Source organism: Pseudochelatococcus lubricantis, from assembly GCF_042432495.1.
GTDB lineage: Bacteria > Pseudomonadota > Alphaproteobacteria > Rhizobiales > Beijerinckiaceae > Pseudochelatococcus > Pseudochelatococcus lubricantis.
Genome location: NZ_JBHLXC010000002.1, coordinates 578,630 through 600,162, shown reverse-complemented (window position 1 = coordinate 600,162; position 21,533 = coordinate 578,630). Strand labels below are relative to the sequence as shown.

General features: G+C 67.0%; 20 protein-coding genes. 11 read left to right on the top strand and 9 right to left on the bottom strand.

All coding sequences use genetic code 11. The annotated features are described in order from the left end of the window. Positions 1 to 67 precede the first annotated feature (67 nt). Together ACFFJ7_RS05610 and ACFFJ7_RS05605 are read right to left on the bottom strand one after the other, a co-directional pair. Positions 68 to 1,540, bottom strand: a complete 1,473-nt coding sequence (locus tag ACFFJ7_RS05610) for an extracellular catalytic domain type 1 short-chain-length polyhydroxyalkanoate depolymerase (protein ID WP_377591073.1) — start codon at positions 1,538 to 1,540, stop codon at positions 68 to 70. 324 nt (positions 1,541 to 1,864) lie between these two features. Continuing rightward, the gene (locus tag ACFFJ7_RS05605; protein WP_166947952.1) at positions 1,865 to 2,668 is read right to left on the bottom strand and encodes an undecaprenyl-diphosphate phosphatase; all 804 of its coding nucleotides are present in this window, start codon (positions 2,666 to 2,668) and stop codon (positions 1,865 to 1,867) included. 363 nt (positions 2,669 to 3,031) lie between these two features. Here ACFFJ7_RS05605 and ACFFJ7_RS05600 point away from each other — a divergent pair, with 363 nt between their 5' ends. The 3 genes from ACFFJ7_RS05600 (at position 3,032) to ACFFJ7_RS05590 (ending at position 5,880) form a co-directional block, all read left to right on the top strand. Beyond that, entirely contained in the window at positions 3,032 to 3,724 is a 693-nt protein-coding gene (locus ACFFJ7_RS05600; RefSeq protein ID WP_166947950.1) for a glutathione S-transferase family protein, read from the top strand. 132 nt (positions 3,725 to 3,856) lie between these two features. After that, a complete protein-coding gene (gene queG / locus ACFFJ7_RS05595) occupies positions 3,857 to 4,981 on the top strand; it encodes a tRNA epoxyqueuosine(34) reductase QueG (protein ID WP_377591071.1) in 1,125 nt (374 codons plus the stop codon). Then, positions 4,978 to 5,880: an NAD-dependent epimerase/dehydratase family protein gene (locus ACFFJ7_RS05590; protein ID WP_377591069.1), complete on the top strand. Its 903-nt coding sequence runs from the start codon at positions 4,978 to 4,980 to the stop codon at positions 5,878 to 5,880. The genes queG and ACFFJ7_RS05590 overlap by 4 nt, the downstream gene beginning before the upstream one ends. On the opposite strand, the gene ACFFJ7_RS05585 is transcribed toward ACFFJ7_RS05590, so the two are convergent. The 5 genes from ACFFJ7_RS05585 to petA all read right to left on the bottom strand — a co-directional run bounded on the left by ACFFJ7_RS05585 (position 5,870) and on the right by petA (position 10,243). Next, a complete protein-coding gene (locus ACFFJ7_RS05585) occupies positions 5,870 to 6,655 on the bottom strand; it encodes a tRNA1(Val) (adenine(37)-N6)-methyltransferase (RefSeq protein ID WP_377591067.1) in 786 nt (261 codons plus the stop codon). The two genes, ACFFJ7_RS05590 and ACFFJ7_RS05585, sit on opposite strands and share 11 nt — an antisense overlap. Continuing rightward, positions 6,652 to 7,197 (bottom strand): adenine phosphoribosyltransferase, encoded by a 546-nt coding sequence (locus ACFFJ7_RS05580; protein WP_377591065.1) that lies wholly within the window; start codon positions 7,195 to 7,197, stop codon positions 6,652 to 6,654. The genes ACFFJ7_RS05585 and ACFFJ7_RS05580 overlap by 4 nt, the downstream gene beginning before the upstream one ends. Positions 7,198 to 7,324: 127 nt before the next feature. Continuing rightward, entirely contained in the window at positions 7,325 to 8,317 is a 993-nt protein-coding gene (locus tag ACFFJ7_RS05575; RefSeq protein ID WP_377591063.1) for a cytochrome c1, read from the bottom strand. Positions 8,318 to 8,330: 13 nt separating this feature from the next. Further along, on the bottom strand, positions 8,331 to 9,593 hold the full coding sequence (locus tag ACFFJ7_RS05570) for a cytochrome b (RefSeq protein ID WP_166947940.1): 1,263 nt from the start codon (positions 9,591 to 9,593) through the stop codon (positions 8,331 to 8,333). Positions 9,594 to 9,682: 89 nt separating this feature from the next. After that, a complete protein-coding gene (gene petA / locus ACFFJ7_RS05565) occupies positions 9,683 to 10,243 on the bottom strand; it encodes a ubiquinol-cytochrome c reductase iron-sulfur subunit (protein ID WP_166947938.1) in 561 nt (186 codons plus the stop codon). 487 nt (positions 10,244 to 10,730) lie between these two features. On the opposite strand from petA, the gene ACFFJ7_RS05560 reads away from it, so the two are divergent. Beyond that, on the top strand, positions 10,731 to 10,964 hold the full coding sequence (locus ACFFJ7_RS05560) for a YodC family protein (protein ID WP_166947936.1): 234 nt from the start codon (positions 10,731 to 10,733) through the stop codon (positions 10,962 to 10,964). A gap of 180 nt (positions 10,965 to 11,144) precedes the next feature. Here ACFFJ7_RS05560 and ACFFJ7_RS05555 read toward each other — a convergent pair whose 3' ends face one another. Then, positions 11,145 to 11,411 carry a hypothetical protein gene (locus ACFFJ7_RS05555; RefSeq protein WP_377591060.1) on the bottom strand — a complete coding sequence of 89 codons (267 nt, stop codon included), beginning with the start codon at positions 11,409 to 11,411 and terminating at the stop codon, positions 11,145 to 11,147. A 229-nt stretch (positions 11,412 to 11,640) separates the two neighbouring features. On the opposite strand from ACFFJ7_RS05555, the gene ACFFJ7_RS05550 reads away from it, so the two are divergent. Next, entirely contained in the window at positions 11,641 to 11,877 is a 237-nt protein-coding gene (locus tag ACFFJ7_RS05550) for an Lrp/AsnC ligand binding domain-containing protein (RefSeq protein WP_166947932.1), read from the top strand. A gap of 53 nt (positions 11,878 to 11,930) precedes the next feature. After that, positions 11,931 to 13,724 (top strand): ABC transporter ATP-binding protein/permease, encoded by a 1,794-nt coding sequence (locus ACFFJ7_RS05545; RefSeq protein WP_377591058.1) that lies wholly within the window; start codon positions 11,931 to 11,933, stop codon positions 13,722 to 13,724. A gap of 74 nt (positions 13,725 to 13,798) precedes the next feature. On the opposite strand, the gene ACFFJ7_RS05540 is transcribed toward ACFFJ7_RS05545, so the two are convergent. Further along, positions 13,799 to 14,536, bottom strand: coding sequence for a DUF2076 domain-containing protein (locus tag ACFFJ7_RS05540; RefSeq protein WP_377591056.1), 738 nt, complete (start codon positions 14,534 to 14,536; stop codon positions 13,799 to 13,801). A gap of 248 nt (positions 14,537 to 14,784) precedes the next feature. Here ACFFJ7_RS05540 and ACFFJ7_RS05535 point away from each other — a divergent pair, with 248 nt between their 5' ends. The 5 genes from ACFFJ7_RS05535 to ACFFJ7_RS05515 all read left to right on the top strand — a co-directional run bounded on the left by ACFFJ7_RS05535 (position 14,785) and on the right by ACFFJ7_RS05515 (position 21,429). Next, positions 14,785 to 15,666 (top strand): TIGR01459 family HAD-type hydrolase, encoded by an 882-nt coding sequence (locus ACFFJ7_RS05535; protein ID WP_166947926.1) that lies wholly within the window; start codon positions 14,785 to 14,787, stop codon positions 15,664 to 15,666. Between the two features lie 146 nt (positions 15,667 to 15,812). Continuing rightward, complete coding sequence (locus tag ACFFJ7_RS05530) at positions 15,813 to 16,805, top strand: bifunctional riboflavin kinase/FAD synthetase (RefSeq protein ID WP_377591054.1); 993 nt, start codon at positions 15,813 to 15,815, stop codon at positions 16,803 to 16,805. Positions 16,806 to 17,119: 314 nt separating this feature from the next. After that, complete coding sequence (gene ileS, locus ACFFJ7_RS05525; protein ID WP_377591052.1) at positions 17,120 to 20,104, top strand: isoleucine--tRNA ligase; 2,985 nt, start codon at positions 17,120 to 17,122, stop codon at positions 20,102 to 20,104. Between the two features lie 20 nt (positions 20,105 to 20,124). After that, a complete protein-coding gene (gene lspA / locus ACFFJ7_RS05520; protein ID WP_166948877.1) occupies positions 20,125 to 20,616 on the top strand; it encodes a signal peptidase II in 492 nt (163 codons plus the stop codon). 126 nt (positions 20,617 to 20,742) lie between these two features. Then, entirely contained in the window at positions 20,743 to 21,429 is a 687-nt protein-coding gene (locus ACFFJ7_RS05515) for a hypothetical protein (RefSeq protein WP_166947920.1), read from the top strand. Positions 21,430 to 21,533 lie beyond the last annotated feature (104 nt).

Here is a 21,533-nt window from a genome sequence, read left to right as displayed (position 1 = left end):
TGTTTTTAAGTATGAGTCTATCGGGAATATGAAGCAGTCCGGCGCAAATGCCGGCATCTCCGGAATCTTACTTGTCGCCTGAAAGTCCCAGCGCGCCGAGAACACGCAGGAACAGGCTCTTCCCGGCGTTGCGGTCGGGCGCCTCCGGCCGGACATCCCCGCTATCAGCCGATGGCTCCGCCGTCTCCGGACGTTGCGGCGCTTCATCCTTTTGCCCCCCGGCGCTTGCCTGCGCCGTGGGCAAGGGCACCGCGAGAGCCACGGGGAGAGCCACAGCCGCCGCCGGCGGCTCGGGTGGGGGCAGCGCTGTCGGCGCAGCCTCCTCCGGCGGCGCGGCGACGGCGGGTTCGCCCGCCGCCTGTTCCGCCTCGTGACGGCGCCCGGCTGCTCCGCCTTCCCGCAAGCGCAGCACGCGCGCGCCCTTGCCCCGCCTGCTACGCGAGGCAGGCAAAGCCGCCGAAGCGGCTGCGGGATGGCCGGCGACCTGCCGCTTGCCGCCGTCTGCGACCACGTGCGCGGGTTCCTCCAGCAGGCCGAAGAAGCGGGCAATTTCTTCCGTTGCAGAGAGGCCGATATCGGCGAAATGCGGCCCTGGCTGCTCATGGATGTCGGTGCGTCCGGCATCGATCGGCACGGCATGGCCGAGGTGCTCGATGGCCACTGCCTCGATCAGGATCTGCCCCTCGGCGCCACGCCAGCGCAACCGCCTGTTGCCCTTGATCTCGTCCTCATCGCTCGCCAGCTCGTCGAGGCCGTGCACGTTGGCCCATTGCTTGACGATCTCCATGGCGTTCGAGGGCCTCACCACATCGTCGGCGAGCCCTTGCCAGACGGCGATGCGCGGCCACTCCACGGCAATGCGGCTCTCCGTCAGGTCGCCAATCGGCGATGCCCGGCGAACGTCGTCGCCCCGCTCCTCCGGCGTGCGGCTGCTGCCCTCCATCATCACCTGCAGCGCCTCGTGCACCGTGGTAGCCGAGCGGTAGGGAAGCCCGGCAACGACGGCGCCGGCGGCGAACACTTCCGGATAGGCCGACAGCATGACATTCGTCATGCCGCCGCCCGCGGAGAGGCCGGTGACGAATATCCGCTGGAGATCGATCTGATGCGCCTTCGTCATGAAGGTCACCATCTGCCTGACGGACGCGGCTTCCCCCGCGTCGCGCTCGATATCGCTCACACGGAACCAGTTGAAGCAGCGGCGGGGGTTGTTCTCGTTGCGCTGCTGCGCGAAAAGCACGGCGAAGCCCTCCCGCTCCGCCAGATACGACCAGCCGGAACCGCGGTCGTAACCCGCCGCGGTCTGGGTGCAGCCGTGCAGCACCACGACCAGCGGCGCGCCGGGCGGGAGATCGTGCGGGACATACTGAAACATACGCAGGTTGCCGGGATTGTCGCCGAAATGTTCGACTTCGGAGATGCGACAGCCTTCGTCGCTGCCGACCTCGCCATCATCCAGAAGATGCGGCAGCGAGAACAGCGTATCCCACTGCATCCGCCACAGGGCGAGATTGGCGGTCGTCGATGCAATTCCCGTCATGTTGCTCCATCTTTCTTGTTGCCGAACTGTGGGGATGTCAGGGAAGCGACGAAAGAAAACGCGACGTCACCCCGGGACCCTGGCACCGCTGTTCCACCGTTCTCGAAGCGGGCCCTCTTGCACCAATGCTACCGCATTGCAGCAAAACCATGTCAACAAACTCAAAATATGCTCTTCAAAACATCGTTCAAGATAAGCCGAAACATGTGAAGTGAAAATAACAACCCTGCCACTACCCTTGAAAATACATCGCGATTCCGCCCGGGGCGAGCCGGCGGGCGGTGCGGAATCCACAGCGCAGAGCAGAGGACGCGGGCGCGCCCGTCAGCCAAATACCATGAGCCCGGCAAGGCCCGCCGTGCCCACGATGATGCGCCACCACGCGAACACGCCCAGACCGTGGCGGGCCACGAAGACGAGCAGCGAGCGCACTACCAAGAGGCCTGACAGGAACGCCGCGATGAAACCGACCGTGATCAACAGGCCGTCGTTGGCGTCCAGGTTCTTGTAGTTCTTCAGCAGGTCATAGGCGAAAGCCGCCGCCATGGTCGGCATGGCGAGGAAGAAGGAGAACTCCGTCGCCGCCCGCTTGTCGGCCCCGTTGAGCATGGCGCCGACGATGGTCGCGCCCGAGCGCGACACGCCGGGGATCATCGCCACGCACTGGCACAGCCCGATGATGAGGCACGTGCGCAGCGGAAACTGCGTCGCGTCGTGCAGGCGCGGCGAGAGCTTGACGTTATCCACCATGATCAGCACGAGCCCGCCCGTGATCAGCGACAGGCACACGATCCACGGATCGAACAGCACGTTCTTGATGAAGCCATGGGCAAGCGCGCCGACCACCACCGCCGGCAGAAACGCGACCAGCACGCCGAGCGCGAAGCGCTGCACGGCCGGATCGGTGCGGATGTCGCGCGCCATCGCGAACAGCCGGTGGAAATACACCAGCATGATGGCGAGGATGGAGCCGAGCTGCACCAGCACCTCGAATGTCTTGCCGTTCGATTCGAAGCCGATGAAATGGCCGAGCAGCAGCAGATGGCCCGTGGAGGAGACGGGAATGAACTCCGTCAGCCCCTCGACCACGCCCAGCGCCACCGCTTCCAGCAGATCGCCGATCACCATGATATTTCCCTTTTCGCGGATGTCTCGCCCGCCCGACGGTCCGTGCCGCCGCCCTCAGTTGTCCCGCGCCCCACCGGTTTTCGGGCGCACGATCCCTGCCGGAAAGCGGCGTCCATCTTCCGGGATCATGCGCTAACGTTCTGCCGGTGTAGCGTTAGCGAACCTTTAATGACATACTCGCTTAGGCCGGCAGCAGCGCATAAAATCGGTTGTTCACACCGCGAGCCGGCTCTATGAGTGGGCTGACAACCCGGATGGCTGACATCGTCTTGCAGGATTCCCCCGCGCATGTGTTGATCTGTCGACACCGCACGCGCGGTGCGGCACCGCAGCTTCCACCCCAGGGCTCGTTTGGCTGAATCGATGGCGACATTATTCCACTACCCCTTCTGCCCCCATTCGCGCTTCATTCGCCTCGTCATGGCCGAGATGGGCCTCGAATCCGCCCTGATCGAGGAAAAACCGTGGGAACGCCGCCATGAATTCCTGATCATGAACCCGGCCGGGAATCTGCCGGTGTTTCTGGAGGAACAGGGCTTTGCGGTGCCCGGCCCGGCCGTCATCGCGGAATATCTGGACGAGACGCGCGGCCTCGGCCTCGAAAACCGGCGCCTGCTGCCCGAGCAGTCCGCCGCGCGGGTGGAAGTGCGCCGGCTGATGGACTGGTTCCTGACCAAGTTTCACGCGGAAGTGTCGGACTATCTCGTGACGGAGAAGATCTACAAGCGCTTCATCAGCGTGGCCAACGGCGGCGGCCCGCCCGACATGAGCGCCATCCGCGCCGCGCGCGCCAACGTGCGCTATCACCTGAAGTACATCGGCTTCCTCATCGCCAAGCGCAACTGGCTGGCCGGGCCGGAACTCACCTACGCCGACCTCGCCGCCGCCGCCCACCTGTCGAGCGTCGACTATCTGGGCGACGTGCCGTGGGAGGAGGACGAAACCGCCCGCGCCTGGTATGCGCGGGTCAAGTCGCGCCCCTCATTCCGCCCCCTGCTGGCAGACCGCGTGCCGGGCATGCCGCCGGCCGCCCACTATGCCGATCTCGATTTCTGACAGGGTGTGATATAGATGGGGCCGCCCCTTCGGCCGCCTGTCGCGAAAGCCCGTCGATTGCACATCCGCCCCTCGCCCGTTCCGGCCACCTCCCGATCTGCCGATGCCCGTCCGGCCGGCGGCGGGGCCGCGTTGAAGCAGGCACTTGTAGCGCGGGCGCGGGCGGAGGGTTTCGACGTCGTCCGCGTCACGCGCGCGGATGCAATCCCGGAGGCGGGCGCGCGTCTCGAAAGCTGGCTTGCAGCCGGGCACCACGCCTCGATGGACTGGATGGCCCAGACCGCGGACAGGCGCGCCTCGCCGCACGCCTTGTGGCCGGAGGTACGCTCCGTCATTGTGCTCGCGATGAACTACGGCCCGGCCGACGACCCGATGGCGCTGCTCGCCCGCAGAAGCCACGGCGTCATCGCCGCCTACGCGCGCAACCGCGACTATCACGACATCATCAAGGGCAAACTCAAGCAGGTCGCCGGCTTTCTCGCCTCGCGCGCGGGGGAGGAGGTGAAGGTGTTCGTCGACACCGCCCCCGTCATGGAAAAGCCGCTCGCGCAGGCCGCCGGGCTCGGCTGGCAGGGCAAGCATTCGGTCATCGTCTCGCGCGACCATGGCGGCTGGCTGCTGCTTGGCATCATCTTCACAACCGCCGACCTGCCGCCCGACACGCCGGAGCGGGACCATTGCGGCTCGTGCACGCGATGCCTCGACATCTGCCCCACCGGCGCCTTTCCTGCCCCTTACCAGCTCGACGCGCGCCGCTGCATCTCCTACCTCACCATCGAGCACAAGGGCGCGATCCCGCGCGCGTTCCGCGCCGCCATCGGCAACCGGGTGTTCGGCTGCGACGATTGCCTCGCCGTCTGCCCGTGGAACAAGTTCGCCGCAGTCGCGCGCGAGGCGAAGCTCATCGCGTGCGAAGAAAACGTGGCGCCACCGCTGGCGGAACTCGCTCGCCTCACGGATGCCGCCTTCCGCCTGCGCTTCGCCGGGTCGCCCGTGAAGCGCACGGGCCGCGAGCGCTTCGTGCGCAACGTTCTCATCGCCATCGGCAATTCCGGCAATGCCGCCCTCCTGGACGAGGCACGCGCGCTCATCGACGATCCCTCGCCCGTGGTGCGCGCCGCCGCCGTGTGGGCGCTCGCACAGCTCCTGCCGGCGCGGGATTTCACCGCTCTCGCCCACACGCACCACCCGCGCGAGAGCGACGCGGAGGTAGCCGCCGAGTGGCAGGTGGCGCTCGACGAAAGGGGTGCGGCATGAGGCTGTTCATTTTCGGCGTCGGCTACACGGCGCAAGCCCTGATCGAGGCGCACCGGCCGCTCTTTTCCCGCATCGGCGGCACGGTCAGAACGGACGACAAGGCGCGCGCGCTGAGGGGGCGGGGCGTCGCCGCGCACGTCCTCAACGGCACCGCCGTCAGCGATTCGCTGCTGCGCGACATCTCGGACGCAGACGCGATTCTCGCCGGCATCCCGCCGGGTGAAGCGGGCGACCCGGCGCTCTCGCTGCTGCTCTCCGGCGGCGTCGAGATGCATGCGCGGTGGGTCGGCTACCTGTCCACGGTCGGCGTTTACGGCGATCACGGCGGCGCGTGGGTCGACGAAATGTCGCCTGCCGTCACCCGTGTTCCGCGCTCGATGCGCCGGCTGGCCGCCGAGGAAAGCTGGCGGGCCCTTGCCGCCGCCGCCGGCGCGCGCGGCCTCGTCTTCCGGCTTCCCGGCATATACGGACCGGGCCGCAACACCTTACGCGACCTCGCCACCGGCACGGCGCGCAACATCGTGAAGGATGGACAGGTGTTCAACCGTGCCCATGCCGCCGACATCGCCGCCGCCATCGCCGCCGCGATACGGGACGAGACGGCCGACGGCATTTACAATGTGGCAGACGACGAGCCGGCCGCGCAGGGCGAGGTCGTGGCCTTCGCCGCCGGGCTACTCGGCGTTACGCCGCCCGCGCCGGTCGATTTCGCCACGGCGGAGCTGTCGGACATGGTGCGCAGCTTCCATCTGGAAAACAAGCGGGTCGCGAACGCGCGACTCAAGACGCTGCCGGGCTTCCGGCTCACCTACCCCACATACCGCGAGGGGCTCGCCGCTCTCCACGCACAGGGTGAAGGCCGCACCGCTACCGCGACGCTTTCCCGGATCACGCCCTGACGGCGACGCGCGCCTCGCCACGATTGACGGCCTGCATCTGCGCCGTGAACGCCCCCTGCGCCGTGTGCAGCGTGAGTTGCGGCAGGATGCATAGCGGCGCACGCGATCCCTTGACGCCCGCGATCAGCAGGCGCGTGGCGGGCGCGTCGGCACGCGGATGGACGGGACGCACGGTAAGGCCGCCGAACCGGCCCTCCAGGGCCGCAAGCAGGCCCTGCAGCGCATCCGCCCGGTGGATGGCGACGATCCATCCGCCCGGCCGCGTCACGTCGGTGCAGGCCCGCAGCCAATCGTCCAGCGTGCCACCTTCCAGCACATGGGCGGAACGTCTGGCGGCGTCCGGCGAGCGACGCACGGCGTTTTCATCGTGAAAGGGCGGATTCGTCAGCACCAGATCGGCCGTTTCCCGCAATCCGGCCGCCTGCCGGGCGGCGGCGGCGAACAGATCGACGGCGGCGAGGCGCACACGCTCCTCCAGCGCGTTCAGCGCGATGTTCCGCTGCGCCAGCGCCGCCGCGCCGACATCGCGCTCGACGAGCGTCACGGTCGCAAGCGGATTGAGCGCCGCGGCCGCGAGCCCCACGGTGCCCACTCCCGCCCCGAGATCGGCGATATGCCCGTCGAAATCCGCCGGCACCGCCGCAGCGAGCAGCACGGCGTCCGTTCCTGCCCGGTGGCCGCGGCGCGGCTGGAGAAGCCGCAGCCGCTCGGCGAACAGGCGATCCTCGACGACATCGGCGCGATCGTCTGCCATCGTCACGTCGCCGTCGGTCATTCGCCCTCGAACGAGACCAGCGTGCGCACGGTGACCCCTTTCGCGCGCAGCTTTTCCGCTCCCCCGAGATCGGGCAGGTCAACGACGAAGACAGCGGCCACCACCTCGGCGCCGATCCGCCGCAGCAGATCGACTGCCGCAGTCGCCGTGCCGCCGGTCGCGATCAGGTCATCGACGAGGATGACCCGCTCGCCGGCGTCGATGGCGTCACGGTGCATCTCGATGGCATCGAGGCCGTATTCAAGCGAGTAAGGGAGCGAGACGGTGTCGCGCGGCAGCTTGCCCTTTTTCCGGATCGGCACGAAGCCGGCGGAAAGCTGGTGCGCGACCGCGCCGCCGAGAATGAAGCCGCGCGCCTCGATGCCGGCTACCTTGTCGATCTTGGCACCGGGCCAGGGCTGCACGAGTTCGTCCACTGCCCGCCGGAACGCCCGCGCGTTGCCGAGCAGGGTGGTGATGTCGCGAAACATCACCCCGGGACGCGGATAGTCGGGAATGGAGCGGATCGCCGCCCTGAGATCAGCCGTCGGATTGCTGCTCATGTCAAATCACCTTCGGCATTGTCGCGGGCCAGGTTCGCGGGCCGGAACATGATTCGAGAATAATGCCTTCCCGGCACGTGCCAAGCAGGAAAACCCCCTTGCGGGGGTTTTTCGTCAGCGTTCACGCTTATGCGTGGTGTTCTTCCGCGTGGGTGCTGGCCCAGATCTTCTTCTTGGTGAAGTAGAGCAGCGCCGCGAACACGGCCAGGAAGATGATGACCCTGAAGCCCATCGCCTTGCGCGCTTCGAGATGCGGCTCGGCGGCCCACATCATGAAGGCGGTCACGTCGCGGGCGTATTGATCCACGGTCTCCGGCACCAGGGCGCGGCCGTCCTCGCCCCTCGGAAACTCCACCTGTTCGTTGGAAAGCGGCGGCGGCATCGCGATGAGGTGGCCGGGAAAGAACTTGTTGTAGTACTGCCCGGGCTGCACCGTCACGCCTTCCGGCGCGTCCTCGTAGCCGGTGAGGATGGCGTGGATCAGGTCTGGCCCCTGCTCCTGATAGAGGGTGACGATGTCGAACAGGAAGGTGGGGAAGCCGCGCGTGTAGGTGCGGGCCTTGGCCAGCAGCGAGAAATCGGGCGGATAGGCGCCGCCGTTGGCCGAACGCGCCGCCTGCTCGTTGGGGAACGGCGAAGGGAAGCGGTCGGAAGCAACGCCGGGGCGCTCGAAATAGTCACCCGCGTCATTCGGCCCGTCCTGCACCTGGTAGGTGGCGGCGAGGGCCTTCACCTGATCCTCGGTGAAACCCGGCCCGCCCGGCTCGGAGAGGTTGCGGAACGCCACCCGGCTCAGCGCGTGGCAGCTCGAACAGACCTCGCGATAGATCTTGAAGCCGCGCTGGAGCTGCGCGCGGTCGTAGCTGCCGAATGGGCCGGCGAACGACCACGACACCGCCGGCGGATGAATGGCCTCGGCCGCCCGCGCCGGGGCGGCACCGGGCAGGGACAGCCCCGCCAGAAGGCCCGCGGCGGCGCCGAGCGTCAGGAGGAAGCCCCGCAGCCCGCGCCCGATGGAGGACGCCGCCGAGGCGACGGCGCCGACACGCTTGTTCTGGCTCATGTCCTGCTTTCCCTGCGCAACCAGGCAGCTTTCGTCGCTTGCGACAGTCGTCAACATATCTGCCCTCCTGTCAAACGTTACTGCCTGCGGCTGCAACCGCCGCGCCTTGCGGCTTCGCCAGCACCGACTCCGCGATCGAATTCGGGAGCGGCTTCGTCTTTTCGAAGAGCCCCAGCAGCGGCAGGATGACCAAGAAGTGGGCGAAGTAGTAGACCGTCAGAATACGGGAGGCGATGACGTATCCGCCTTCGGCCGGCATGGCGCCCAGATAGCCGAGGCCGATCGCCACCAGCACGAACACCCAGAACAGCTGCCGGTAGAGCGGGCGATAGACGGCGGAGCGCACCTTCGACGTATCGAGCCACGGCAGGAAGGCCAGCACGGCGATGGAGCCGAACATTGCGATGACGCCGCCGAGCTTGGAGGGGATGGCGCGCAGGATGGCGTAGAACGGCAGGAAGTACCATTCCGGCACAATGTGCGCGGGCGTCACCAGCGGGTTGGCCTGGGTATAGTTGTCGGCGTGGCCAAGGTAGTTCGGCGTGTAGAACACGAACCACGAGAAGAAGATGAAGAAGACGATGACGCCGAACATGTCCTTGATCGTCGCGTGCGGCGTGAAGGGCACCGAGTCCTTTCGGATATCCTTGATCTCGACGCCGGTCGGGTTGTTCTGCCCGACGTGGTGCAGCGCCCAGATGTGGAGCACGACCACGCCCGCGATCATGAACGGCAGCAGATAGTGCAGGGAGAAGAAGCGGTTCAGCGTCGGGTTGTCGACCGAGAAGCCGCCCCACAGCCACGTCACGATCGGATCGCCCACGAACGGCAGCGCCGAGAAGAGGTTGGTGATCACGGTCGCGCCCCAGAAGCTCATCTGGCCCCACGGCAGCACGTAGCCCATGAACGCGGTGGCCATCATCAGCAGGAAGATCACGACGCCCAGAATCCAGAGCACCTCACGCGGCGCCTTGTAGGAGCCGTAGTAGAGGCCGCGGAAGATGTGGATGTAGACCGCGATGAAGAACATCGACGCGCCGTTGGCGTGCAGATAGCGCAGCAGCCAGCCGAAGTTCACGTCGCGCATGATGTGCTCGACCGACGAGAAGGCCAGCGTGACATGCGGCGTGTAGTGCATCACCAGCACGACGCCGGTGAGGATCTGCGCGATCAGCATGAAGGAGAGGATCGCGCCGAACGTCCACAGGTAGTTGAGGTTCCGCGGCGTGGGAAAGGCGACGAACGACGAATGGACGAGGCTGATGATCGGCAGCCGGCTTTCCAGCCACTTCGTCAGGCCGGTCTGGGGAACGTAGGTCGAATGTCCGTGCATGGCTCTTCTCGGCTTCAGCGCATCAGGGGTCGCTGTTCTGGATGCGGTCTACCCGAGTAACGGTCTACCCAAGTCAACCGGTACGCATGTCAACCGATACGGATCGCCGTATCGGAGACGAACTGATAGGCCGGAATGTGCATGTTCTCCGGCGCGGGCCCGCGCCGGATGCGCCCGGCCGAATCGTAGTGCGAACCATGGCAGGGGCAGAACCAGCCATCGTAGTCGCCCTGGCTGCCGAGGGGGACGCACCCGAGATGCGTGCAGATGCCGATCATGACGAGCCAGGCTTCCTTGCCCTCGGCGGCGCGGTTGGTGTCGCTCGCCGGCGCGTCGGCGGGCAGGTTGCCGTTACGGGCCAGGGGGTCGACGAGGTCGCTGATCTGGACGGCCTTCGCTTCCTCGATCTCCTTGGGCGTGCGGTGGCGGATGAACACGGGCTTGCCGCGCCATTTCACCGTGATGCTCTGCCCTTCGGCGACCTGCCCGACGTCGACCTCCACCGAACTCAGCGCCAGCGTTGAGGCGTCCGGGTTCATCTGGTTGATAAACGGCCAGGCAAGCGCGGCAGCGCCCACTGCGCCCATGGCGCCCGTCGCGATGTAGAGAAAGTCTCGCCGTGTCGGCTCTACGCTCGCAGTCTCTGCCACGTTGCCCCCCAAATCGTTCTCCGCCGCACAGCCGCCGTGCCCGGCAACCACCGCCGGACCGGAAAACCGCGCGAACCACCTGCGTTACCACGACATACGCCGCTTGCCGGCGCATCGAGCGCACGACGGATACCCCCCGGCCGGGCGGCCGGGATTTCCATCCTTCGGCTCTTTGGCATGGTTCCAGAACCATGTCCAGAGTTACACTACAACAGTCTTAAAATGCAACGGCGATTCGCCACGGCCAAGCAAGGCCCGGCCTTGCGGCGCGAGGCTGGCGGCAAAACCGCGCAGGGCGCTTGCGCTGTTAGCCGTAAACCTGTCACATGGGCCTGCTAAAGCGTTTTTCGGGCGTGCTAAAGCGTTTTCCGGTTCGGAAGGTTGCCCGGCTCGCGGTTCGGCGCGCTTGTGGTGGGGTGCTTCTCGCTCCACCAGAAAGCGCACAGTTCATCGGTCTTTTGTGCCATCTCGTTGGGAGGAGACAGACATGAGTTTCACCGTTGGCGACGTTGTCATGCTCAAATCGGGCGGTCCGGCACTCACGGTCACGGCAGTCGACGACAAGGGCGTTTCCGTTGTCTGGTACGCCGACAGCGAGGACAACTTCCGCAACACCGTGCTTCCGCCCGAAACCCTCATCCTGTTCGACGACGAGGACGACATCGACGTCGAGGAAGAGGATGACGAGGAAGAGGAAGACGACGAAGACGACATAGCGTAACAGCCCGTTACGCGAATCAGGCGTCACCGTTTTCCGGGACCGCGAGGGCGGTCCCGGAATTGTGGTGTTTGTATTGATGCTGGCGCCGGGCAGGCCTGCGCGCGATGCGTTACAGGGTCGCTTGCGTCACATCATCGCAGGCCGTGCGCACACGCCTCGGCCCGCCTCGACGGGCCGCCGTCAGTCGGCGGGAACGCGGCGGACGATGAATTCGATTCGCCCGTCTCCCAGTTCGCGCCAGCTCTCGACCTCGGTCACATAGGCGGACCGCCGCAAGCGGTCCATCCATTCGCGCGCCTTCATGCGCGCCTTCTCACGCGGCAGAATGTAGGTTTCCCGCCAGCAGCACAGGGTGGTGCCGGCAGCATCGCGCTGCCGCGCGACCACGTCGCGGCGCCAGGCGAGACGCCGGGCAATCTGGTCGGGCAGATAGACGTTGCGGGCCATCGTTGATTCCCTGCGGGTCAGGTCAACCCTGACGACCCGGCAACTGTAGCCGCCCGCCAGAGACCTGACGATACCCGCGCAGAACTTGCGATATTATTTTATTCTCCTGCCGACGGCGTGCCGTTCTCCGGGCGTGCGCGCGGACGCTTGCCATCCGGCTTCCGGCTGGCGCATAAGATGGAGAAACGGCGGTCGGTTCCCCGCCGGCCTATCGGGGAGAGTGAGGGCGATGCAGACCTTTTTTGTCGAGATCAAGTGCCTGCTCGGACAGACCTACGCCGTCGCCAGCGCGCTGGCGGATCGGGAAATCGCGTCCGAGATCTATTCCATCGCCGGCGACTATGACATTCTCGCCAAGTTCCATGTCGATGCCGGTGTCGATGTCGGCCATTTCGTGGGTGAGAAGGTGCAGACCATCGACGGCATCTCCGACACACGCACGATCATCACCTTCAAGGCCTTCTGAGCAGCCGTGCGTCCTTCCGCGAATGTCCGTCCCTCCATGAAAAAGCGTATCCCATGCACGGGCTGAAGAGCGCACTCCTCACCATCTGGCGGCTCATCCTGCCCTATGCCACGACGCGCGACGCGGGCGAGATGACCATTCCGCTCATCGGTCGCGTGCGCCTGCAGGAGAGATGGATCGGGATCGGGCTTTTCATCTCGCTCATCCTGATCAACCTGTTCCAGGTCGCCCTGAACGTGCGTCTCAGCTACTTCTCGCGCGATCTCTACAACGCCCTGCAGGAGATGGATGCGGCAGCCTTCTGGCACCAGCTTCTGGCCGTCTTCTCGCCGCTCGCCGCCGTCTGGATCGCGATCGCGATCCTTGAGATCGTCGTGCAGTACATCTTCCACATCCGCTGGCGGGCGTGGATGACGCGCCGCTATATCGACAACTGGCTCTCCGGCAGCGCGCACTACAAGATGCAGCTTTCGGGCGCGGAGGCCGACAATCCGGACCAGCGCATCGCGGAAGACATCAACCTGTTCATCGCCAACACGCGCACGCTCAGCCTCGGGCTGCTGTCGCAGGTCGCGACACTCGCCTCCTTCGCGGCTATCCTGTGGTCGCTGTCCGAGAACTTCACCCTGCCGGGCACCGATATCGCCGTGCCGGGGCTCCTGCTGTGGGTGGCGCTGATCTATGCGGTGCTCGGCACGTGGCTCACGCATATCATCGGCCGGAAGCTGATCGGCCTGAACTTCGCCCAGCAGCGCTACGAGGCCGATTTCCGCTTCTCCCTGGCGCGCCTGCGCGAATACGGCGAGCAGGTGGCGCTGCTGTCGGGCGAGAACGCGGAGAAGGAGCAGCTCGGCCAGAAGTTCGGCCGCGTGATCGACAACTTCATGGCGATCCTCAACCGGCAGAAGAAGCTGACGCTGTTCACCGCCTCCTTCTTCCAGGCCAGCGTCGTCATCCCCTATCTCTTCGTGGCGCCCTACCTGTTCCTGAAGAAGGTGACGCTCGGGCAGATGATGCAGACGGTGGATGCCTTCTCTCGCGTGCAGGGCGCACTGACCTTCTTCATCTCCGCCTATACCACGGTCGCCGACTACAAGGCGGTGGTCGACCGCCTGTCGAGCTTCGAACATGCCATCAACGCCACGCGCCGGCAGGAACAGCGGCCGGGCGTACAGTCCCTGCTAGACCATCCGGTCCGGCCCACGTCCGATAACGGCGCCATCGTCATCTCGTCGGTCGACCTGCGCCTGCCCTCGGGCCGCACAGTGCTGTCGATCCCGGATCTCGTGCTGAACAAGGGCGAGCGTGCGCTCGTCACCGGTCGTTCCGGCGTCGGCAAGTCGACGCTGTTTCGCGCAATCGCCGGCATCTGGCCCTTCGGCGCGGGCCGCATCGCCCTGCCGAAAGGCGCCAGCGTGATGCTGCTGCCGCAGCGGCCCTACATTCCGATCGGCACCCTGCTCGACGCCGTCTCCTATCCGTCGACGAGCGACATCTACCCGAAGGAGGAGGTCGCGCACGCGCTCCAGGCGGTACATCTCGGCCATCTCGCCCCTCACCTCGACGACGAGGGGCTCTGGGGGCTCACACTGTCGCTCGGCGAGCAGCAACGCCTCTCGGTGGCGCGCGCCCTGCTCGCGAAGCCCGACTGGCTGCTGCTCGACGAGGCAACCGCCGCGCTCGACGAACCGATGGAAAAGGAAATGTACGCGCTGCTCGCCGAAAGGCTGCCGCACACGACAATCGTCTCCATCGGGCACCGTTCCACGCTCGATGCCTTCCACGACCGGCGCATCGAACTCACGGCCGCCGGCGTCGGGAAGGATACCGCGCTCACGCCCGCATAAAGCGGCTCAACGAAAAACACCCCGGCGCGAGCCGGGGTGTCGAAAAAGCCGTCCGGAAGAACAGCGGTCGCGAATCAGACCCAGTCGTCGCCGCCGCCGCCGAAGTCGTCGAAACCGCCGTCGGCGCTTTCGTCATAGCTGGCGTCCTGATAGGTGGCGTCGTTGCCAGCGTCGGCCGTATCCTGAGCCGAAGTGTCCTGAGCCGAGGCATCCTGAGCCGAGGCATCCTGCGCCGAAGCGTCGTTGGCGGACGAGGCCGCCCCGGCATCGGCGGCCTGCGCCCCGCCGTTGAGGCCGAAGGCGTTGGCGAGCACGTTGCCGATCAGCAGGCCGCCGGCGACGCCGGCCGCCGTCGTCATGGCAGAAGCGAGGAAGCCGCCGCCGCCGGCCCCGCCGCGATTGCCCCACGGGCCGGGTTGGGCACCCTGCGCGCCCCACGGCCCCTGCTGACCATCCTGCCCGTTCCTTGGCCCGTTACCCTGTTGCGGGTTGTTGGGCCGCGCGGCGGCGGGACGCGCCTGCTGCGCGGGCGGCGTCGAGGCGCCGAAAAGGCTCGACAGGAAGCCGCCGCTGGCGGCGGGCGCCGCCTTGACCTGCGCGACCTCATCTTCCAGCGCGTTGACGCGGTCGTTGAGCGTGGTGAGCGCCTGCTCCTGCACGTGCACGATCTGCGCCAGCAGATAGGCGGCGCCGGGCTGACCGGCGAGACGGTTGGCGATCAACGCCTCGGCTTCAGGGTCACGCGGCTGGCCTTCGGCCTGCTTCAGCCGGTCGAAAATTCCATTGATAACGTCACGTTCCTGCGGATTCATTGCATGGCCCTCTTGAAGCAAGATTCCAGATTCCGGACGCTCCTCGCGAAGCGTCGGATGCCGCAGAAGTAGGAAGCCGCGGCGCGTTCGCCAATGGGGGGACGGCAATAACAAATCCGTGACCGGCGATCGCGCCTCGCGCGGCCTTGACAGACAGGGCCGATGACCTGTAGCGCCAGAACATCGCACCGAGATATCGCATCAGGATGGCGCCGCGCGGCCATCCGCACCCCGGGACGGCATTGCCCATGACCTCACCGAACGACAACGCCACGGAAGTAATCGCCGGCCTCGGCACCATCGCCGACCGTTACGACGTGCTGCTGTGCGACGTCTGGGGCGTACTGCACAACGGCGTCGCGGCCTTTCCGGAAGCGGGCGAGGCGCTGGCGCGGTTTCGCGCGCGCGGCGGCACCGTCGTCCTCATCACCAACGCGCCGCGCCCGCACGGCGTCGTGCGCGTGATGCTCGACGGCCTGAACGCCCGCAGCGACGCCTATGACGCCATCGTCACCTCGGGCGACGTCACGCGGGGCGAGATCGCGGCCCGGCATGGCCTACCGGTCTGGCATCTGGGCCCGGCGCGCGACCTGCCGGTCTTCGAGGGGCTCGACGTTTCGCTCGCCGCGCTGGAGGATGCCGCCTATGTCGTGTGCACCGGCCTCTTCGACGACGACACCGAAACGCCCGACGACTACGCCGACAGGCTGCGGGCCATGGCTGAGCGGCGGCTGACGATGGTCTGCGCGAACCCGGATCTCGTGGTGGAGCGGGGCCATGAGCTGATCTACTGCGCCGGCGCCATCGCGGCCGCCTATGAAGCCATCGGCGGGCGATCGATCTATGCCGGCAAGCCGCACCTGCCGATCTACGCCCGGGCGATCGAACGCGCCGTCGCCGTTCGCGGAGCGGCGCCGGACGCGCGGCGCGTGCTCGCCATTGGCGACGCCCTGCGCACCGATATCGCCGGCGCGCGGGCGGCCGGCTTCGACTCGCTGTTTGTCGCGCGCGGCATTCACGCCGCCGAGACGCTCGACGACCGGGGGCATATCGACGAAACCCGCCTCTCCAGCCTCATCGCCGGCCGGCAACCGTCGCCGACGGTGGCGATCGAGCGGCTGGTCTGGTAGAGAAGTCCGCCGGAAACGGAAGCACGATTCCCGAAAACGGATGCCCCTTTCCGGAAAAGATCGTGCATAAACAACCGGAGCGGGCGGGTGGCGATTCGCGGAAAAGTCGTCCCGCTCAAGTCACGCGAAACCGCATCGAACCGAGCATGACCGCACCCCTGCCGCATCTTCCCCTCTCCCCGCCCCGCATCGTGCGCGGTTTCGATCCGCTGCCGGAGGGGTTTGAGCGGCCGGTGATCGCCATCGGCAATTTCGACGGCGTGCATCGTGGGCATCAGGCCGTGATCGGTGCGGCGCACGCACTTGCCCGCGACCTCGGCAGACCGGCAATTGTGCTGACGTTCGAGCCGCATCCGCGCCGCTTCTTCGCGCCGGCGAAGCCGATGTTCCGCATCACGCCCGTGCCGCTGAAGGCGGCCGTCACCGTCGCGTTCGGCGTGGACGCCGTCATCGAATTCGTCTTCGACGCCGCCTTCGCCGGCCTGACGGCGGCGGAGTTCGTGGACGACGTGCTCATCACGCGCTACGCCGCCTCGGGCGTCGTTGTCGGCCACGATTTCCATTTCGGCAAAGGCCGCGAGGGTTCGCCCGCTTTCCTCCAGCATCACGCCCACCGCCACGACCTGCCGGTCGTCGTCGTGGAACCTGTGCTGGAGGCGGATACGCCCGTCTCGTCGAGCGCCATCCGTGACGCGCTCGTGGCAGGCGACATCGCCACGGCGAACCATCTGCTCGGCTATCGCTGGCTCGTGCAGGCGGAGGTGGTGCACGGCGATGCGCGCGGGCGCACGCTCGGCTATCCCACCGCGAACATGCGCCTCGACGCTGCCTGCGGCCTGCGCCACGGCATCTACGCCGTGCGGGTGCGGGTGGACGGCATCATGCGCGCGGGCGTCGCCAGCTTCGGCCGCCGCCCCACCTTCGACGACGGCGCGCCGCTGCTCGAAACCCATCTGTTCGACTTCTCGGGCGATCTCTACGGCAAGCAGCCGGAGGTCGAGTTTCTGGCCTGGCTGCGCCCGGAGCTGAAGTTCGACGACGTCGACGCGCTTGTCGTCCAGATGGACCGCGACAGCGCCGGGGCAAGGGCGATAGCGGCCCGGCCGCCCGATCCGCGCGCTCCCTCGCTGCTTGGCTGATCCGCGGCGGGGCTTTTGCGGCGCATTCCCCTTTACGTGCCGATCTTCCGGCTGCTAGAAGTCTGCCATGAAACATAGCGTCATGACATATCGCTGCATTTGCGACCCCATGGGCATGCCCACGTGCATGCCCATGCCCGCATGGGGCCAAAGGGGCAGCAGGCGAATTAACGGCCCGGCCCCGGTGACCGCCTCGCCTCTTCCGATGGCGATACGGGCCGGGTCCGGGAGGAGATGACCGCTAACTGCGGTCCTGGATTATATCGCCTTACTCCGGCGTTCTCTCGCCGTGTTTACCGAGACGTTGCCCTTCCATGACAAATACAGACAAGACGACTTCCGACAACGCCGCCCGCGACTACACGGACACCCTGTTCCTGCCGAAGACCGATTTTCCCATGCGTGCGGGCCTGCCGCAGCGCGAGCCGGAAATTCTCGCCCGCTGGCATAAGAACGGCCTCTACGGCCAGTTGCGCGAGGCCGGCAAGGGGCGCAAGCGCTTCGTGCTGCACGACGGCCCCCCCTACGCCAACGGCAATATCCATATCGGCCATGCCCTCAACAAGGTGCTGAAGGACATGATCGTGCGGGCCCAGTCCATGCTGGGCCACGATGCGAACTATGTGCCGGGCTGGGACTGCCACGGCCTGCCGATCGAATGGAAGATCGAGGAGCAGTATCGCGCCAAGGGCCGCGACAAGGACGAGGTGCCGGTCGTCGAGTTCCGCCGCGAATGCCGCGCTTTCGCCGGTCACTGGGTTGACGTGCAGCGGGAGGAATTCAAGCGTCTCGGCGTCGTGGGCGACTGGGAGCATCCCTACCTCACCATGGCGCTGCCCGCGGAGGCGCAGATCGCGCGCGAGATCATGAAGTTCTCCGCTTCCGGCCAGCTTTATCGCGGCTCGAAGCCGGTGATGTGGTCCGTCGTCGAGCGCACCGCGCTGGCCGAGGCGGAGGTCGAGTATCACGAGCACACCTCGCCGAGCATCTTCGTCGCCTTTCCCGTCGTCGACACGGACGACGCGGGCCTGAAGGACGCGCGCGTCGTCATCTGGACCACGACGCCGTGGACCATCCCGGCCAACCGCGCCATCGCCTATTCCCGCGACATCGCCTACGGCCTCTACGAGGTGACCGAGGCGCCCGCCGACAACTGGGTGCGCCCGGGCGCGAAGCTGCTGATCGCAGACAAGCTCGCGGAGGGCCTGTTCAAGGCCGCGCGCGTCGAGGCGTTCCGCAAGGTGCGCGCCGTCGATCCGGCGGCGATCCGCGCGGCGGCGCATCCCCTGCGCGGCAAGGGCTATGAGTTCGACGTGGTGCTCGTCGCCACCGACTATGTCACCGACGACGCCGGTACGGGCTTCGTCCACACCGCGCCAGGCCACGGCGCGGACGACTACAGCGCCTATCTCGCCAACCGCGCCCTCTTCGCCGCCGCCGGCACCGTGGAGCTGCCGCACACCGTGGGGCCGGACGGCACATACTATCCGCATGTGCCCCTGTTCGCGGGCGCGCGGGTGCTCGACGACAAGGGCAAGGAAGGCGACGCCAACGAGCGCGTCATCGCGGCGCTGCGGGAGGCGGACGCACTCGTGGCGCGCGGGCGCATCAAGCATCAATATCCGCATTCCTGGCGCTCCAAGGCGCCGGTCATCTACCGCAACACACCGCAATGGTTCATCGCCATGGACAAGCCCATCGATGGACCGAACGGCGCCACGCTGCGCGAGCGCGCGCTCAAAGCCATCACGCAGACGCAGTGGGTGCCAGCCTCCGGCGAGAATCGCATCACCGGCATGATCGCCAACCGGCCGGACTGGGTGGTGTCGCGCCAGCGCGCCTGGGGTGTGCCGATCACGGTTTTCGTGCGCGAGGACGATTCGGGCAACGTCACCGATATCGCCCCCGGCCACGGTTTCGCGCATAACGCGGAACTGGCGAAGCGCATCGCCGACGCCTTCGAGGCGGAGGGCGCCGACGCCTGGTTCAATGCCGATCCGCGCCGCTTCCTCGAAGGGCTCGTGGACGATCCGGCCGCCTGGGCGCCGGTCAACGACATTCTCGACGTGTGGTTCGACTCGGGCTCCACCCATGCCTTCACGCTGGAGGTGCGCGACGACCTCAGGACCAACCGCGTCATCGACGGCGGGCCGGACAGGGTGATGTATCTCGAAGGCTCCGACCAGCATCGCGGCTGGTTCCACTCGTCGCTGCTGGAAAGCTGCGGTACGCGCGGGCGCGCGCCCTACGACGTGGTGCTGACCCACGGCTTCGTGCTCGACGAGCGCGGCGAGAAGATGTCGAAGTCGAAGGGCAATGTCACCGCGCCGCAGGACGTGATCAAGACCTCCGGCGCGGACATCCTGCGCCTGTGGATCGCGGCCTCGGACTATTCGGACGACCTGCGCATCGGCCCGGAGATCGTGAAGACCTTCGCGGAGACATACCGCAAGCTGCGCAACACGATGCGCTGGATGCTGGGCTCGCTGCATCATTTCGACGGCAGCCGCCTCGTGGTCTACGAGGCACTGCCGGAACTCGAACAGCTCATCCTGCACCGCGTCGCGGAACTCGACGAGGAAGTGCGCGCCGCCTATGCGGCCTTCGATTACAAGCGCATCGTCGCCGCGCTGTCGGCGTTCATGAACACCGATCTGTCGGCATTCTACTTCGACATCCGCAAGGACACGCTCTATTGCGATCCGCGCTCCAGCAAGACGCGGCTCGCCGCGCTCACCGTCATCGATCAGGTGTTCCGCACCGTCACCACGTGGCTCGCGCCCATCCTCGCCTTCACGGCGGAGGAGGCGTGGCTGTCGCGTTTCCCCTCGGAGACGGGCTCCGTTCACCTTGAGCCTTTCCCGCAGATTCCGCCCACCTGGCGCAACGATGCGCTGAAGGCGAAATGGGAGAAGGTGCGCGACGTCCGCCGCGTCGTCACCGGCGCGCTTGAGATCGAACGCGCTGCCAAGCGCATCGGATCGAGCCTTGAAGCGGCGCCGCGCGTGTTCGTCGATGACGAGGCACTGCGCGCCGTCCTGAACGGGCTGCCGTTCGCCGACATCTGCATCACCTCCGGCATCCACGTCGAGGCGGGCGACGGGCCGGCGGACGCCTTCCGCCTGCCGGAAGTGCCCGGCGTCGCGGTCGTGTTCGAGCGCGCCGCGGGTCGCAAGTGTGCCCGCTCGTGGAAGATCCTGCCCGAAGTCGGCACCGACCCCGACTATCCCGACGTCACCCTGCGCGATGCCGAAGCGCTACGGGAATGGGACGCCGTCCACCAGGCGCGCTCCGCATGAACGACGTGACGCGCGGCGCCATCACCCCGCAGCAGGCCGGCATCATCGCGGCGCTGGCCACGCTCGTTCTCGACCAGGCGACGAAGCTGTGGGTCTATCACGTCCTCGACATCGCCACGCGCGGGGCCGTGGAGGTGACGCCGTTCTTCAACATCGTGCTGGTCTGGAACCGCGGCGTCTCCTACGGCCTGTTCCAGCAGGACAGCGACCTGGGCCGCTGGCTGCTTGTCGGCGTATCGGTGGGCGCGGCCATCGTGATGGCCGTCTGGGCGCGCCGGGCGCGGACGACGCTCGTCGGCGTCTCGCTCGGGCTGATTCTGGGCGGGGCCGTCGGCAACGCCATCGACCGCAGCGTCTATGGCGCGGTGCTCGACTTCCTGCACCTCCACGCCTTCGGCTTCAGCTGGTACGTGTTCAACGTGGCCGACGCCGCCATTGTTGCCGGGGTGGCCGGACTTCTGTATGATTCGCTCGTCATCGAGCGGCGAAAAGGGGCTTCGGACGGAAAATGAGCCGTTGCCCCATTATCGCCGCAGACAGCCGGGACGATAGGCGGCAGGATGCGGCGGCGCGGTTACGGCTCGCGGGCCGACGGATTGGGCGGGGCGGGCAAGCTCTGCGGCGGAACGGGATGGGACATGACGCGCGTTGATCTTAAAAAGGCCGGACTTGTCATTGGCACGGTTTGCGCCGGTCTGGCTTTCGGCATGGCGGCGGGATCGTCGGAAGCTCTGGCGCAGGAACGCGACACCACCGGCGTCTTCATGAAAGACGTGCTGGGCAAGCTCGGCATCATCGAGGGCGACGCCCCCACTATCGACTATCAGGAGCGCGCGCCGCTCGTGCTGCCGCCCAGTGCCGGCAACAACCTGCCGCCGCCTCGCGCGGCGGGCGGCGGCCATCCGAACTGGCCGACGGACCCGGATGTCGCCGCGCGCCGGCGGGCGATCGAAGCCGCCAACAAGCCTGTGCCAGTCAACCGCGACAACGAGGAAGCCCGCCCTCTGAGGCCGGACGAACTGCGCGCCGGGCGGCGTGTCGGCGGCGGCGGTGTGCCGGCGCCCACAGCCGACGATTGCCATGGCGACGCCTGCAGCGCACGGCCGCTCGACCCGCGCCAGCTGCGCGGCACTGCGTCGCAGAAGGAGAAAGAGCCGGCCGTCGCCTACGGGAAGGAGCCGGCACGCGCGACGTTGACCGAGCCGCCGAAAGGCTACCGCATGCCCTCCGACAAGGCGCGGATTCCGGAGCCGGAGGTCACGCCGGTGGATCGCCTCGATCCCGCGAGCCCCTACTTCTTCCTCAACAGCCAGAATCGCAATTGATGCGGGAGCGGGGCCGTCCGGATTCGGCGCGCCCCTTGTCACGGATCGCGCACCGGGCCGCATCGGCGGGCGGTTCCGTGCCGTCCGATCCTTCCCTCCGACGC